This is a genomic window from Pantoea sp. SO10 (assembly GCF_005281435.1).
Lineage (GTDB): Bacteria > Pseudomonadota > Gammaproteobacteria > Enterobacterales > Enterobacteriaceae > Pantoea > Pantoea leporis.
The window spans coordinates 517,686-530,967 of sequence record NZ_CP040095.1 but is presented as its reverse complement, the minus strand read 5'-3'; the positions used below and the strand labels follow the sequence as shown (position 1 = coordinate 530,967).

Below are 13,282 nucleotides of genomic sequence, written 5' to 3'. Positions count from 1 at the left end.
TAAAAAAAGCGGCCTTCGGGCCGCTTTTTTTGTGCGATTAACGCTGGTAAATGATTTCGACGCCTTCGTCGTCCTCTTCGTCCCAGTCGTCATCCCAATCGTCGTCTTCTTCCACTTCCTGCGCCGTTTCCATGGCTTCACGGTGATAATCATCCCACATGAAGGCCACTTTCTCTGGCTCTTTAGCTTCTTCTTCGGCTTCTTTTGGATTTTCGATGATAAAGCTCATCACATCCCAGCAAAGATCTTTCACGCCATCATGGCTAGCCGCAGAGATTAGGTAATATTTTTCTTCCCAGCCTAATGCTTCCACTACCGCTTTGGCACGGCTTTCCGCTTCTTCGCGGCTCAGCAGGTCACATTTGTTGAACACTAACCAGCGCGGCTTCTGGAACAGCTTATCGCTGTATTTCTCCAGTTCGCCAAGAATGATGCGGGCATTTTCTACCGGATCAGATTCATCGATAGGGGCAAGATCGATCAGGTGCAACAGCACGCGGCAGCGCTCAAGGTGCTTCAGGAAGCGAATACCCAGACCTGCGCCATCCGCTGCACCTTCAATCAGGCCAGGAATGTCGGCGACAACAAAGCTCTTTTCGTTGTCCATACGCACCACGCCAAGGCTTGGCACCAGCGTAGTGAACGGATAATCCGCGACCTTGGGTTTCGCTGCAGATACCGAGCGAATAAAGGTCGATTTACCGGCATTCGGCAGACCCAACATACCAACGTCAGCCAGCAGCATCAGTTCCAGTTGCAGATCACGCTTCTCGCCCGGTGTTCCCATGGTTTTTTGACGCGGGGAACGGTTAACTGAGGATTTAAAGCGCGTGTTACCAAGGCCATGCCAGCCGCCTTTCGCCACCATCAGCTTCTGCTCATGACGCGTCATGTCGCCCAGCGTTTCGCCGGTACCCTGGTCAATTACGCGGGTACCAACGGGCACTTTAACGATAATGTCTTTACCACGTTTACCGGTGCAATCACGGCTTTGGCCATTCTGGCCACGTTCGGCACGGAAAGACTTTTCAAAGCGATAATCGATCAGGGTGTTGAGGTTTTCATCCGCCAACAAATACACGTCGCCGCCGTCGCCGCCATCGCCGCCATCCGGGCCGCCTCTTGGAATATATTTTTCACGGCGGAAGCTTACGCAACCATTGCCGCCATCACCCGCGACCGCAAGGATCGTCGCTTCATCTACAAACTTCATTTTATTTCTCCGTCACGCTGTCGTTCACGGCAGCTTGCAGGCCGCAAACGGGTCCGCCAGGGTCTTCTGCGCTGACCGACGGCGGATAATACAAGACTGGCAAAGCCAGGAGTACATAAATTGTACAACAACTGTGCTAAAGCGTAACTGTTATCCAGCAAGCTCAGTAGCAGAATGTAAAAAGCCCCGCAAAGCTGCGGGGCCTTTCATTCGTGTATTCAGACGTTAGACGTCTGCAGCACGACAACCTTACTCAGCAACGATGCTGATATATTTACGGTTGTTCGGGCCTTTAATCTCGAATTTTACTTTGCCGTCTGCGGTGGCAAACAGGGTGTGGTCACGACCACAACCTACGTTGCTACCTGCGTGGAATTTGGTGCCACGCTGACGAACGATGATGCTACCTGCCAGAACAGATTCGCCACCGAAACGTTTTACACCCAGACGTTTTGCGTTGGAGTCGCGACCGTTACGGGTCGAGCCACCAGCCTTCTTATGTGCCATTTGTCAGATCTCCTCTTACGCGCCGATCACAGTGATTTTCACATCTGTGAACCACTGACGGTGACCAGCTTGCTTACGGTAGTGTTTACGACGACGAAACTTAACGATTTTAATTTTCTCGCCACGACCGTGAGCAACAACTTCTGCCTTGATCACACCGCCTGAAACCAGTGGCGCGCCGATTTTCACGTCTTCGCCATTTGCGATCATCAGAACCTGGTCAAACTCAATGGTTTCACCGGTTGCGATGTCCAGCTTTTCCAGGCGAACGGTCTGACCTTCGCTTACTCGGTGTTGTTTACCACCACTTTGGAAAACCGCGTACATATAAAACTCCGCTTCTGCGCGTGCCTTTCTATTCATCAGGCGGCGCGATAAATATTCACAATAGGGCGCGAATTCTACGCAATACTCCAGCAGAAGACAAGAGCACTTTGCACTCTCTTGCAGAAAAAAAGCGCAAGGCGAATGCAAACGTTTCGCAACCCGATTTTTCAAGTACAATCAGTAACAGATTACCTGAACTCACGCTGTGTAAAGCGCTTACCATGCAAAAAACGAGTAAAGCTGAAAAGACGAATGAACTTAGAACAGATTAATGAATTAACCGCGCAGGACATGGCGGCCGTCAACCAGACCATCCTCGAGCAGCTGAATTCAGAAGTCTCACTGATTAACCAGTTGGGCTATTACATCATCAGCGGCGGGGGCAAACGCATCCGTCCGATGATCGCTGTGCTGTCGGCACGCGCGCTGAATTATCAGGGATCGTTGCACATCACTAATGCGGCGCTGATCGAATTTATCCATACGGCGACGCTGCTGCACGATGATGTGGTGGATGAATCCGATATGCGCCGTGGCAAAGCCACCGCTAACGCCGCGTTCGGTAATGCGGCAAGCGTGCTGGTGGGCGATTTTATCTATACGCGCTCATTCCAGATGATGACCAGCATGGGATCCTTAAAGATCCTTGCGCTGATGTCGGAAGCGGTCAACGTGATCGCCGAAGGAGAAGTGCTGCAGTTAATGAACTGCAACGATCCCGATATCACTGAAGAGAGCTACATGCGGGTGATCTACAGCAAAACCGCTCGCCTGTTCGAAGCTGCTTCGCAAGCGTCGGCGATTTTAGCTGAGGCGACGCCCGCGCAGGAAAAGGCGTTACAGGATTATGGTCGCTACCTTGGCACCGCTTTCCAGTTAATTGATGATTTGCTGGATTACAGCGCAGATGGTGAAACGCTGGGCAAAAATACCGGTGATGACCTGAGCGAAGGTAAACCGACGCTGCCATTGCTGCACGCGATGCACAACGGGACGCTTGAGCAGGCGCAGATGATCCGTAAAGCCATTGAAGAAGGTAACGGTCGTCATCTGCTGGAACCGGTGCTGGCAGCGATGCAACAGACTGGCTCGCTGGAGTGGACGCGCAAACGCGCTGAAGAAGAGGCAGATAAAGCCATCGCAGCCCTGCAGGTATTACCCGAAAGCCCGTGGCGCAGCGCCCTCGAAGCGCTGGCGCACATGTCAGTACAGCGCGATTTCTGATTACAACGGGGCCTTCTCTGGCCCCGTTTCCTTCCTCACTCTTCTCCCTTTTTACTTACATCTCTTGCATCGCTTTTGCGAAAAGCGACGCAGTTTCGTGCGCCAGCCAAACATTTACTGGAAAATTACGGGAAACATTTGCTATAAAAACGCGGGTTTTTTCCAGATATCTCTGCCACGGGAGCGCCTTTTTACAGCGGAGATGAAGTAATAACACGGACATGGAGAAGAGAGTTATGTACACAAGGAAAGCGGATTGGCACCCGGCAGATATCATTGCTGCATTACGTAAGAAAGGCACATCACTGGCAGCGCTGTCACGCGAATCAGGGCTCAGCTCCTCAACGCTGGCCAATGCGCTGTCGCGTCCCTGGCCCAAAGGTGAGTGGCTAATCGCCAATGCGATCAAGGTTCATCCGGCAGACATCTGGCCAAGCCGATATTACGATCCTGTTACCGGCCAGTTATTGGATCGCAAGAAGTGCATACGATCGCCGAAGGATCGTAAAAAGATCTGACTGTAATACCAATGAAAAAAAACCAGCCGCGTTGCCGTGACTGGTTTTTTTGATCTACGAAGCAGAAATTATTCGCCGCTTACGCGCTCGATATTTGCACCCATCGCTTTCAACTTATCTTCGATGTGCTCGTAGCCACGGTCGATGTGATAGATACGATCCACTATCGTGGTGCCTTCCGCGATACAACCCGCCAGCACCAGACTCGCTGATGCACGCAGATCGGTGGCCATCACCTGCGCGCCCGACAAGGTTTCTACGCCATGACAAATCGCTGTATTGCTCTCAATTTCCGCGTGCGCGCCCATACGAATCAGCTCAGGGATATGCATAAAGCGGTTTTCGAAGATGGTTTCGGTAATCACACCGGTTCCTTCTGCCACCAGGTTCAACAGTGTGAACTGCGCCTGCATGTCAGTAGGGAAGCCAGGATGCGGCGCGGTACGGATATTCACCGCTTTTGGACGCTTACCGTGCATATCCAGGCTGATCCAATCTTCGCCCACTTCGATCTCTGCACCAGCCTCACGCAATTTAGACAGCACGGCATCCAGCGTATCTGGCTTCGTGTTGTGGCAAACAACTTTGCCCCGTGAAATGGCTGCTGCGACCAGGAAAGTACCGGTTTCGATACGATCTGGCAGCACGCGATAAACGCCGCCGCCCAGACGCTCAACACCTTCAATGGTAATTTTGTCTGTGCCCGCGCCGGTGATTTTCGCACCCAGCGTGTTGAGGAAGTTTGCCGTATCGACAATCTCCGGCTCACGCGCGGCGTTCTCAATGATGGTGATGCCGGTGGCCAGCGTGGCCGCGCTCATGATGGTAACGGTAGCGCCGACAGACACTTTATCCATCACGATATGCGCGCCCTTCAGACGGCCATTGACAGAAGCTTTAACGTAGCCCTCTTCCAGCTTAATTTCCGCACCCAGCTGTTCCAGGCCAGTAATGTGCAGATCGACCGGGCGTGCACCGATAGCGCAGCCGCCCGGCAGTGAAACCTGGCCCTGACCAAAACGCGCCACCAGCGGACCCAGCGCCCAAATCGAAGCACGCATGGTTTTCACTAAATCGTATGGCGCACTGAAAACATTAACTTCGCGAGCATCAACGTGGACCGAACCATTGCGCTCAACGCGCGCACCCAGCAGATTCAGCAGCTTCATGGTGGTATCGATATCACGCAGCTTCGGTACGTTCTGAATCTCTACCGGCTCCTCAGCCAGCAGCGCAGCAAACAGAATCGGCAACGCAGCATTCTTCGCCCCGGAAATGGTCACTTCACCACTTAAACGGGTGGGGCCTTGCACACGAAATTTGTCCATTAACACCGCTCTCAATTATCTATCAATAAAACAACCGGTGAGGCACTTAGAAACCGTTGAGTTTACGGTCGCGCGCCCACTCGGCTGGGGTATAAGTTTTGATGGAAACCGCATGAATACGGTTATCCGCAATATATTCCATCAGCGGCGCGTACACAGCCTGCTGCTTCTTCACGCGGCTCAGTTCGCCGAACATTTCGCCCACCGCGATGACCTGAAAATGGCTGCCATCGTTGCTGAGTACGTGTACTTCTTCTAATGCCAGCGCCTGCATCAGCACGGCCTGAACTTCACTATTTTCCATCGCTCGTTACTTCGCTTAATAATAATAAGGCAGACATCTTAGAGGAAAGCGTCTGACTCTTAAATACGCAAAAGCCCCTGAAAATATCAGGGGCTTAGCATCGACATCATTTGATCAGGCGATTTTTTCCGCAGAAACAATAATCTGCTGCAGGTTATACAGCGTGATCAGTGACTGGAGTTTATCGGAGATCCCAGAGAAAAGCGGTGCGCTGCCTTGAGCACGCGCAATCTCACGCAGATGCACCAATAGCGCTAAACCCGCTGAATCCACCCTTTCCAGCCCGGCGACATCAATGGTGGTGATATCCGCCACCGCAGTGTCACGTTCCTGCCACAAGGTCAGCAAAGTATCACGATCTAATTTGCCGCTTAAGGCCAGCGTGCTGGCAGTGCGCTGCCAGCGTAACGGTTCACTCATTATTGCTTTTTATCCAGGGTGATCGGCTGTGCGGCATAGGTTTTCAGCTGAGCCGTCAAGCCATCAATGCCTTTGGTACGCAGCAGATCGCCCCACTCATTCTGTTTCGTGGTGATCATGCTGATGCCTTCGGCCACCATATCATACGCCTGCCAGTTGCCGGTTTGGCTATTCTTACGCCACTGGAAATCGAGACGCACAGGCGGGCGCCCATTAGGATCGATGATGGTGACGCGAATCGCCACGATATTGGCATCGCCAATCGGCTGCTCCGGCTGAATCTGGTAGGTTTGACCGTTGTACAGCGCCAGCGCCTGGCCGTAAGCCTGTGCCAGATAATCACCGAACGCGGCAAAGTAGGCATCACGTTGCGCCGGTGTCGCATCGCGATAATAGCGACCAAGAACCAACGCACCGGCATATTTTATCTGTACGTACGGCATCAGTTCCTGACGTACCACTTCGCGCAGATAGTTCGGATCCTGCTTAATCTTCGGCTGTTCGTTTTTCAGGCGGGTGAAGGTCTTTTCCGCCGCTTCGTTCATCAGCTTGTAAGGATTAGTTTGATCCGCTGCGGCGTTGGCTGCCAGCGGTGCGATTGCCAACAGGGCAATCATCAGTAAACGTTTAAACATCATGTTTTACCTCGTAGGTTATTCCGTTGTTGCAGGTGCTGCCGGTGCACTCTGCGCACCCTGTGATTTATCGTCAGATTTGTTATCGCCGCTTTTATAGAGGAATTGACCGATCAGGTCTTCCAGCACCAGCGCCGACTTGGTGTCACGCAGCGTGCCGCCATCTTTCAGCATAGAAGAGCCAAGCTCGGGATCGTCAAAACCTAAATTCAGCGCCAGGAACTGCTCACCGAGCAGGCCTTGAGTGCGGATGGCTAATGAGCTGGTGTCGGGAATTTTATCAGCGTATTTATCGCTAATATCCATGGTCACACGCGGTGAGAGGGTTTTCTCATCCAGCGCAATATCTGACACCCGGCCAATCAACACGCCGCCAATTTTCACCGGAGAACTGACTTTCAGTCCGCCGATATTATCGAAGGTGGCATACATCTTCCACGTTGGTTCGGTGCCGATAGTTTTGAGATCGGCAACGCGCAGGCCGAGGAATAACAGCGCCAGCAGCGCAGCCAGCATGAAGACGCCAACCCAGATTTCGTTTTTCTTGCTTTGCATTGCATCAATTCCCAAACATCAGTGCTGTCAGCACAAAATCCAAACCGAGTACCGCCAGTGAAGCATGCACCACGGTACGCGTTGTCGCACGACTGATCCCTTCCGAGGTCGGGATGGCATCATAGCCATTAAAGAGCGCAATCCAGGTTACCGTGACGGCAAAGACTGCGCTTTTGATCATGCAGTTAACGACATCAGTGCGGAAATCTACCGCGTTCTGCATCGCCGACCAGAAGAAACCGGGATCGATCCCTTTCCAGCTCACGCCAACCAGCGCGCCACCGGCAATACCAACGGCGGTAAAGATCAACGCCAGCAACGGCATGCTGATAAATCCGGCCCAGAAGCGCGGTGAGACCACGCGACGTAGCGGATCGACGGCCATCATCTCCATGCTGGAGAGCTGTTCGGTGGCTTTCATCAGCCCGATTTCAGCGGTTAACGCTGAACCCGCACGGCCTGCAAACAGCAACGCCGTGACGACCGGACCGAGCTCACGCAGCAGCGAGAGCGCCACCAGCATGCCAAGGCTGGTTTCCGCATTGTAAGTGGTGAGCACCAGATAGCCTTGCAGACCCAGCACCATGCCAATAAACAAGCCAGATACCACGATGATCAGTAACGATAACACGCCCACGCTGTACAACTGTTTTACCAGCAGCGGCGCATGGCGACGAAACGCCGGCTTACCGACTAACGCATGAAATAACATGAGGCCTGCGCGGCCAAAAGCGGCACAGGTATTGATTCCCTGACGTCCAAATGACGCTAGCGCCTGTAACAACATCAGTTTACGTTCTCCCTGAGCGGGTCAAGTCGCTGAGATAATCGCCAGCGGCAAAGCGGAAAGGCACCGGACCATCCGCATGACCCTCGATAAACTGGCGCACACGCGGATCGGGATTTTCCCGCAGTTCCGGCGCGCTACCCTGAGCAATGATTTTTTGTCCGGCAACAATATAGGCATGATCGGCAATGCTCAAGACCTCAGGCACATCGTGTGAAACCACGATGCAGGTCAGGCCCAGAGCATGATTCAGTTCATCAATTAACTTCACCAGCACGCCCATGGTAATTGGATCCTGGCCGACAAAAGGCTCATCGAACATGATCAGTTCGGGTTCCAGCGCGATAGCACGCGCCAGCGCCGCACGGCGGGCCATACCGCCAGAAAGTTCAGCAGGCATTAGTTTAGCGGCTCCACGCAAACCCACCGCTTCCAGCTTCATCAATACGGTGCTGTGCAACAGCTCTGGCGGCAGCTGCGTATGTTCACGCAACGGCCAGGCAACGTTTTCATACACGTTGAGATCGGTAAACAGCGCGCCGGACTGAAACAGCATGCTCATTTTTTTACGCGCTTCGTACAATTTGGTGCGGGAAAGCGTCGGGATATTTTGATCGCGGAACCAAATCTCGCCTTTATCGGGCTGTAATTGCCCACCGATCAGACGCAATAATGTGGTTTTGCCAATTCCGGACGGGCCCATAATCGCGGTGACTTTACCGGCAGGTACCGTTAACGAGATGTCGTCGAAGATAGTACGATCTCCGCGCGTGAAACTGACGCCACGAACCTCAACCAGATTCGTTTGCTGCTGGATCATCTTTACCTCTTTATGCGGATCGGGCGCTATCAAAGCTGTGGATGGTAGCCTGGTAGCCTCGAATGCACGATAGTTTTACAGAAACTTACCCACTTAGTGTGGCGAAAACGGCCTTAAAATTTACTTTTGCCTCTCAGACAGTCAAAATCAGCGCCTGTTAGTGCGTGCAGAATGTTTTTACCCGTCGGACAAGGTTCGCCGACACCTCCATCCATCAAGGATTTTTAATGTTCGTAGCCTCTGCCTTGCTGTTTATCGGATTGATTTTACTGGTTTACGGTGCCGACCGTTTGGTATTTAGCGCCGCGATCCTCTGTCGATCCTTTGGCATCCCACCGCTGATCATTGGTATGACGGTGGTGAGCATTGGCACATCATTACCGGAATTGATCGTCTCGTTTTCGGCCGCACAGCATGGACAGATGGATTTAGCGGTTGGCACCGCGCTGGGCTCGAACATCACCAATATTCTATTAATTCTGGGCGGCGCGGCACTGCTCCACCCATTGACAGTACACTCCAATCTGATTCGGCGCGAATTGCCATTAATGCTGCTAGTCTCACTGCTCTGCGGCATCATGCTGTTTGATAACTATTTAAGTCGACTCGACGGCATCGCGTTACTGCTGATTGCATTGGGTTATCTGCTGGTGGTAATTCGCATTGCTCGCCGGGCTGAACGCGATAATAACGACACGCTAACCCGCGAACAGCTGGCGGAGCTGCCGCGCGATGAGGCCGGCAACACAGTGGCCTTTCTGTGGCTGGCGGTTGCACTGATTATTTTGCCGATGTCGACGCGTATGGTGATCGACAACGCCACCGTCTTTGCCGACTACTTTGGTGTGAGCGAACTGGTGATGGGCCTGACGCTGATCGCCGTCGGCACCAGCTTGCCCGAACTGGCCACCGTGGTGGCTGGCGCGCTGAAAGGTGAGGACGATATCGCGATCGGTAACCTGATCGGCGCCAATATTTTCAATCTGGCGATTGTTCTCGGCCTGCCGGCGCTGATTCATCCCGGCAGCGTTGATGCGCATGCCTTCGCACGTGATTACTGGGTGATGCTGGCAGTGAGCGTACTGTTCGCCCTGCTCTGCCTGCTGCGCAAACGCCGTATTGGTCGTATCGCAGGCACACTATTATTAGGTGGTTTTATCGCGTGGGTGCTGTGGCTATGGCTGAGCCCCATGCTTATCACAAGCTATTAAGGACGGACTGACCATGTCACATCAGCAACCGGATTTCGATTTTCAGCAAGCAGGCAAAGCGGTGCTGCGCATCGAACGCGAAGGGCTGGAGCAGCTTGATCAATATATCAATGATGATTTCGATCGCGCCTGCGCGATGATCTTTGCCTGCCGCGGCAAAGTGGTGGTGATGGGCATGGGCAAATCCGGGCATATCGGTAAAAAAATGGCCGCGACTTTTGCCAGCACCGGTACACCTTCGTTCTTTGTGCATCCCGGCGAAGCCAGCCACGGCGATCTCGGGATGGTCAGCACCAATGATGTGGTTATCGCGATTTCTAACAGCGGTGAATCCGGCGAAATTCTTGCGTTGGTGCCGGTGTTAAAGCGCCAGAAAGTGCAGCTGATTTGTATCACCGGCCGTCCTGAGAGCGCGATGGGCCGCGCTGCAGATGTGCATCTGTGCGTGAAAGTGCCGCAGGAGGCTTGTCCGCTCGGCCTGGCACCGACCACCAGCACCACCGCGACTTTAGTGATGGGCGATGCGCTGGCCGTGGCGTTGCTGGAAGCGCGCGGATTTACCCAGGAAGATTTTGCGCTGTCGCATCCCGGCGGTGCGCTGGGCCGCAAACTGCTGCTGCACGTCAGCGATATCATGCACAGCGGCGATGAAATTCCTCACGTTAGCCGTGATGCGTCGATGCGGGATGCGCTGCTGGAAATTACCCGTAAGAATCTGGGTTTGACGGTGATCGTCGATGACCTAATGAAAATCGAAGGCATCTTTACCGATGGTGACTTGCGTCGCGTGTTCGATATGGGCATCGATTTCCAGAAAGCCACCATTCAGGAAGTGATGACCAGCGGCGGCATTCGCGTGCGCCCCAATATGCTGGCCGTTGACGCCCTTAATTTGATGCAAAACAAAAACATCACCGCCCTGCTGGTGGCCGATGACGATCGCCTGCTCGGTGTGGTACATATGCATGACATGCTGCGCGCTGGCGTGGTCTAACAGGAAGAAATAATGAGTGCTGAAACGGCGATGGTCGAGACTTGCTACGGTCCGGTGAGCGCGGACGTCATGGCGCGTGCTGCGAAGATTCGCCTGCTGATTTGTGACGTTGATGGCGTGATGTCCGATGGCGTCATTTATATGGGCAACAGCGGTGAAGAGCTGAAAGCTTTTAACGTGCGTGATGGTTATGGCGTGCGTTGCCTGCTGACCTCCGGCGTCGAAGTGGCTATTATTACCGGCCGCAAAGCAAAACTGCTGGAAGATCGCTGTAAGACGCTCGGCATTACGCATCTTTACCAGGGACAATCGGATAAGCTTTTGGCCTGGCGGGAACTCCTGGATAAACTGTCATTAACGGCCGATCAGGTCGCCTATATTGGCGATGACCTGATCGACTGGCCGGTAATGGCGCAGGCGGGTTTGAGCGTTGCCGTTGCTGATGCTCACCCGATTTTACTGTGGCGCGCGCATTATGTGACCCGCATTGCCGGTGGCCGCGGTGCGGTACGTGAGTTGTGCGATCTGATTTTGATGGCGCAGAACAAATTTGAGGATGCCAAAGGGCAATCAATATGAGTAAGAGCAGGCGTTGGATGACGCTGATCCTGGCCTTGATCGCCTTAGTGCTGATCGGCTGGAATCTCACCAACCAGGATGACGACAGAACGCCGGTGGCAACCAACGATCAAGCGCCAACCTACACCAGCGAGAAATCGAACACGGTGGTGTATAACCCCACAGGCGCGCTGGGCTATAAGCTGGTCTCCGATAAAGTGACCTACTTTGCTGCCGATGAGATAAGTTGGTTCGATAATCCGGTGATGACCACCTATGACGTTAATAAAGTGGCGACATGGTCGGTGCGCGCCGATAAGGCAAAGCTGACCAAAGATCGTATGCTTTATCTTTACGGCAACGTTGTTGTCAATTCTTTGACTCAGGATTCACAGCTTGAGCGCATCCTCACCGATAACGCTCAGGTTAATTTGGTCACCCAGGATGTGACATCTGACGATCAAGTCACCCTTTTTGGCCGCAGTTTTAATTCCACTGGCATGAAAATGCGCGGCAATTTACGGACGAAACATGCTGAGCTGCTTGAAAAGGTCAAAACTTCCTATGAAATTCAAAATGAACAAAAATAGCCTTAAGTTATTGCTGGTGAGTACGCTGCTGGCAACGAGCCTGCCTGCGCTGGCATTAACTGGCGACTCAGACAAACCGGTAAATATCGACTCCGTTAACCAGGCGCTGGATCTGCAGGGCAACGTTGCGACCTTTACCGGCAACGTGATTGTGACGCAGGGTTCCATCAAGATTACCGCCGATAAAGTGGTGGTCACTCGTCCGGGCGGCGATAGCAAAAAAACCATCGTTGATGCTTACGGCACGCCAGCCACCTTCTATCAGATGCAGGATAACGGCAAGCCGGTGCAAGGCCACGCCAGTAAACTGCACTATGAATTGGCGAACGATTTTGTTGAGCTGACCGGCAATGCCTTCATTCAGCAGCAGGACAGCAACATCAAAGGCGACCGCATCACTTACCTGGTGAAAGAGCAGAAAATGCAGGCGTTCAGCCAGGGCGACAGCAAGCGCGTGACTACCGTTCTGGTACCGTCGCAGCTGCAGGACAAAAACGGTTCGTCCGCGAGCCCTAAAAAGAGTAACTGATTGCTATGGCTACACTAATCGCTGAGAACCTGGCGAAAGCCTACAAAGGCCGCCGCGTGGTGGAAGATGTTAGCCTGCAGGTAAAATCCGGCGAGATTGTCGGCCTGCTGGGCCCAAACGGTGCCGGTAAAACCACCACCTTCTACATGGTGGTGGGCATTGTGCCGCGCGATGCCGGCCGCATCGTGATTGATGATGAAGACATCAGCATTTTGCCGCTGCATGCGCGCGCCCGTCGCGGCATCGGCTATCTGCCGCAGGAAGCTTCGATCTTCCGTCGCCTGAGCGTGTACGACAACCTGATGGCTGTGCTGCAGATCCGTGATGATTTAACCGAAGAACAGCGTCAGGATCGGGCCAACGAGCTGATGGAAGAGTTCCATATTGGCCATCTGCGCGACAGCATGGGCCAGGCGCTGTCGGGTGGTGAACGCCGTCGTGTGGAAATTGCCCGCGCGCTGGCGGCTAATCCGAAATTCATCCTGCTGGACGAACCTTTTGCCGGTGTTGACCCGATCTCGGTTATCGACATCAAGAAAATCATTGAGCATCTGCGTGACAGCGGCCTTGGCGTGCTGATTACCGACCACAACGTGCGTGAAACCCTCGCGGTGTGTGAACGCGCTTATATCGTCAGCCAGGGACATTTAATTGCCCATGGCACGCCTGATGAAATTCTTGTAGATGAGCAAGTTAAGCGTGTTTATTTGGGCGAAGAGTTCAGACTCTGATAAGGTGTTGTAACACCCTACGTTTGCTTAG

At 53.3% G+C, this 13,282-nt stretch carries 18 protein-coding genes; 8 read left to right on the top strand and 10 right to left on the bottom strand.

Translation table 11 applies throughout. The annotated features are described in order from the left end of the window. Positions 1 to 37: 37 nt before the first annotated feature. The 3 genes from cgtA to rplU all read right to left on the bottom strand — a co-directional run bounded on the left by cgtA (position 38) and on the right by rplU (position 2,047). Positions 38 to 1,213 (bottom strand): Obg family GTPase CgtA, encoded by a 1,176-nt coding sequence (gene cgtA / locus FCN45_RS02380; RefSeq protein ID WP_008104343.1) that lies wholly within the window; start codon positions 1,211 to 1,213, stop codon positions 38 to 40. Positions 1,214 to 1,462: 249 nt separating this feature from the next. Beyond that, a complete protein-coding gene (gene rpmA, locus FCN45_RS02375; protein ID WP_007886647.1) occupies positions 1,463 to 1,720 on the bottom strand; it encodes a 50S ribosomal protein L27 in 258 nt (85 codons plus the stop codon). 15 nt (positions 1,721 to 1,735) lie between these two features. Then, positions 1,736 to 2,047: a 50S ribosomal protein L21 gene (gene rplU / locus FCN45_RS02370; RefSeq protein WP_007886644.1), complete on the bottom strand. Its 312-nt coding sequence runs from the start codon at positions 2,045 to 2,047 to the stop codon at positions 1,736 to 1,738. A gap of 252 nt (positions 2,048 to 2,299) precedes the next feature. On the opposite strand from rplU, the gene ispB reads away from it, so the two are divergent. Both ispB and FCN45_RS02360 read left to right on the top strand, forming a co-directional pair. Continuing rightward, a complete protein-coding gene (gene ispB, locus FCN45_RS02365) occupies positions 2,300 to 3,271 on the top strand; it encodes an octaprenyl diphosphate synthase (RefSeq protein ID WP_101762272.1) in 972 nt (323 codons plus the stop codon). Positions 3,272 to 3,507: 236 nt separating this feature from the next. Next, complete coding sequence (locus tag FCN45_RS02360; RefSeq protein ID WP_101762273.1) at positions 3,508 to 3,789, top strand: helix-turn-helix domain-containing protein; 282 nt, start codon at positions 3,508 to 3,510, stop codon at positions 3,787 to 3,789. A 68-nt stretch (positions 3,790 to 3,857) separates the two neighbouring features. Here FCN45_RS02360 and murA read toward each other — a convergent pair whose 3' ends face one another. The 7 genes from murA to mlaF form a co-directional block, all read right to left on the bottom strand. Continuing rightward, entirely contained in the window at positions 3,858 to 5,117 is a 1,260-nt protein-coding gene (gene murA / locus FCN45_RS02355; RefSeq protein WP_110868080.1) for a UDP-N-acetylglucosamine 1-carboxyvinyltransferase, read from the bottom strand. Positions 5,118 to 5,163: 46 nt separating this feature from the next. Next, positions 5,164 to 5,421 (bottom strand): BolA family iron metabolism protein IbaG, encoded by a 258-nt coding sequence (ibaG, locus tag FCN45_RS02350; protein ID WP_008104351.1) that lies wholly within the window; start codon positions 5,419 to 5,421, stop codon positions 5,164 to 5,166. A 114-nt stretch (positions 5,422 to 5,535) separates the two neighbouring features. Next, positions 5,536 to 5,841: a lipid asymmetry maintenance protein MlaB gene (gene mlaB, locus FCN45_RS02345; protein ID WP_008104353.1), complete on the bottom strand. Its 306-nt coding sequence runs from the start codon at positions 5,839 to 5,841 to the stop codon at positions 5,536 to 5,538. Beyond that, positions 5,841 to 6,476, bottom strand: coding sequence for a phospholipid-binding protein MlaC (gene mlaC, locus FCN45_RS02340; protein WP_101762276.1), 636 nt, complete (start codon positions 6,474 to 6,476; stop codon positions 5,841 to 5,843). The genes mlaB and mlaC overlap by 1 nt, the downstream gene beginning before the upstream one ends. A gap of 18 nt (positions 6,477 to 6,494) precedes the next feature. After that, on the bottom strand, positions 6,495 to 7,031 hold the full coding sequence (mlaD, locus tag FCN45_RS02335; protein WP_137385047.1) for an outer membrane lipid asymmetry maintenance protein MlaD: 537 nt from the start codon (positions 7,029 to 7,031) through the stop codon (positions 6,495 to 6,497). A gap of 4 nt (positions 7,032 to 7,035) precedes the next feature. Beyond that, positions 7,036 to 7,818 carry a lipid asymmetry maintenance ABC transporter permease subunit MlaE gene (gene mlaE / locus FCN45_RS02330; RefSeq protein WP_007886633.1) on the bottom strand — a complete coding sequence of 261 codons (783 nt, stop codon included), beginning with the start codon at positions 7,816 to 7,818 and terminating at the stop codon, positions 7,036 to 7,038. 4 nt (positions 7,819 to 7,822) lie between these two features. Further along, on the bottom strand, positions 7,823 to 8,638 hold the full coding sequence (gene mlaF, locus FCN45_RS02325) for a phospholipid ABC transporter ATP-binding protein MlaF (protein WP_008104360.1): 816 nt from the start codon (positions 8,636 to 8,638) through the stop codon (positions 7,823 to 7,825). A 227-nt stretch (positions 8,639 to 8,865) separates the two neighbouring features. On the opposite strand from mlaF, the gene FCN45_RS02320 reads away from it, so the two are divergent. Genes FCN45_RS02320 through lptB form a run of 6 tightly spaced genes read left to right on the top strand, consistent with a single transcriptional unit; the run spans position 8,866 to position 13,251 of the window. After that, complete coding sequence (locus tag FCN45_RS02320; protein WP_137385046.1) at positions 8,866 to 9,849, top strand: calcium/sodium antiporter; 984 nt, start codon at positions 8,866 to 8,868, stop codon at positions 9,847 to 9,849. Between the two features lie 13 nt (positions 9,850 to 9,862). Continuing rightward, complete coding sequence (gene kdsD, locus FCN45_RS02315) at positions 9,863 to 10,843, top strand: arabinose-5-phosphate isomerase KdsD (protein WP_110868082.1); 981 nt, start codon at positions 9,863 to 9,865, stop codon at positions 10,841 to 10,843. 12 nt (positions 10,844 to 10,855) lie between these two features. After that, positions 10,856 to 11,422 (top strand): 3-deoxy-manno-octulosonate-8-phosphatase KdsC, encoded by a 567-nt coding sequence (gene kdsC, locus FCN45_RS02310; RefSeq protein ID WP_137385045.1) that lies wholly within the window; start codon positions 10,856 to 10,858, stop codon positions 11,420 to 11,422. Then, the gene (gene lptC, locus FCN45_RS02305; RefSeq protein WP_101762281.1) at positions 11,419 to 11,991 is read left to right on the top strand and encodes an LPS export ABC transporter periplasmic protein LptC; all 573 of its coding nucleotides are present in this window, start codon (positions 11,419 to 11,421) and stop codon (positions 11,989 to 11,991) included. The genes kdsC and lptC overlap by 4 nt, the downstream gene beginning before the upstream one ends. Beyond that, a complete protein-coding gene (lptA, locus tag FCN45_RS02300; RefSeq protein WP_036648348.1) occupies positions 11,966 to 12,520 on the top strand; it encodes a lipopolysaccharide ABC transporter substrate-binding protein LptA in 555 nt (184 codons plus the stop codon). Before lptC ends, lptA begins: the two co-directional genes overlap by 26 nt. A 5-nt stretch (positions 12,521 to 12,525) precedes the next feature. Next, entirely contained in the window at positions 12,526 to 13,251 is a 726-nt protein-coding gene (gene lptB / locus FCN45_RS02295; RefSeq protein WP_008104371.1) for an LPS export ABC transporter ATP-binding protein, read from the top strand. Positions 13,252 to 13,282 lie beyond the last annotated feature (31 nt).

What these genes read in the sequence shown, in the direction of transcription:
- cgtA (WP_008104343.1), bottom strand. Translation starts at nt 1,213, where the DNA reads ATGAAGTTTGTAGATGAAGCGACGATCCTTGCGGTCGCGGGTGATGGC.
- kdsC (WP_137385045.1), top strand. Translation starts at nt 10,856, where the DNA reads ATGAGTGCTGAAACGGCGATGGTCGAGACTTGCTACGGTCCGGTGAGC.
- mlaD (WP_137385047.1), bottom strand. Translation starts at nt 7,031, where the DNA reads ATGCAAAGCAAGAAAAACGAAATCTGGGTTGGCGTCTTCATGCTGGCT.
- FCN45_RS02320 (WP_137385046.1), top strand. Translation starts at nt 8,866, where the DNA reads ATGTTCGTAGCCTCTGCCTTGCTGTTTATCGGATTGATTTTACTGGTT.
- murA (WP_110868080.1), bottom strand. Translation starts at nt 5,117, where the DNA reads ATGGACAAATTTCGTGTGCAAGGCCCCACCCGTTTAAGTGGTGAAGTG.
- mlaB (WP_008104353.1), bottom strand. Translation starts at nt 5,841, where the DNA reads ATGAGTGAACCGTTACGCTGGCAGCGCACTGCCAGCACGCTGGCCTTA.
- kdsD (WP_110868082.1), top strand. Translation starts at nt 9,863, where the DNA reads ATGTCACATCAGCAACCGGATTTCGATTTTCAGCAAGCAGGCAAAGCG.
- mlaE (WP_007886633.1), bottom strand. Translation starts at nt 7,818, where the DNA reads ATGTTGTTACAGGCGCTAGCGTCATTTGGACGTCAGGGAATCAATACC.
- ispB (WP_101762272.1), top strand. Translation starts at nt 2,300, where the DNA reads ATGAACTTAGAACAGATTAATGAATTAACCGCGCAGGACATGGCGGCC.
- lptA (WP_036648348.1), top strand. Translation starts at nt 11,966, where the DNA reads ATGAAATTCAAAATGAACAAAAATAGCCTTAAGTTATTGCTGGTGAGT.
- mlaC (WP_101762276.1), bottom strand. Translation starts at nt 6,476, where the DNA reads ATGTTTAAACGTTTACTGATGATTGCCCTGTTGGCAATCGCACCGCTG.
- FCN45_RS02360 (WP_101762273.1), top strand. Translation starts at nt 3,508, where the DNA reads ATGTACACAAGGAAAGCGGATTGGCACCCGGCAGATATCATTGCTGCA.
- lptB (WP_008104371.1), top strand. Translation starts at nt 12,526, where the DNA reads ATGGCTACACTAATCGCTGAGAACCTGGCGAAAGCCTACAAAGGCCGC.
- mlaF (WP_008104360.1), bottom strand. Translation starts at nt 8,638, where the DNA reads ATGATCCAGCAGCAAACGAATCTGGTTGAGGTTCGTGGCGTCAGTTTC.
- rpmA (WP_007886647.1), bottom strand. Translation starts at nt 1,720, where the DNA reads ATGGCACATAAGAAGGCTGGTGGCTCGACCCGTAACGGTCGCGACTCC.
- ibaG (WP_008104351.1), bottom strand. Translation starts at nt 5,421, where the DNA reads ATGGAAAATAGTGAAGTTCAGGCCGTGCTGATGCAGGCGCTGGCATTA.
- lptC (WP_101762281.1), top strand. Translation starts at nt 11,419, where the DNA reads ATGAGTAAGAGCAGGCGTTGGATGACGCTGATCCTGGCCTTGATCGCC.
- rplU (WP_007886644.1), bottom strand. Translation starts at nt 2,047, where the DNA reads ATGTACGCGGTTTTCCAAAGTGGTGGTAAACAACACCGAGTAAGCGAA.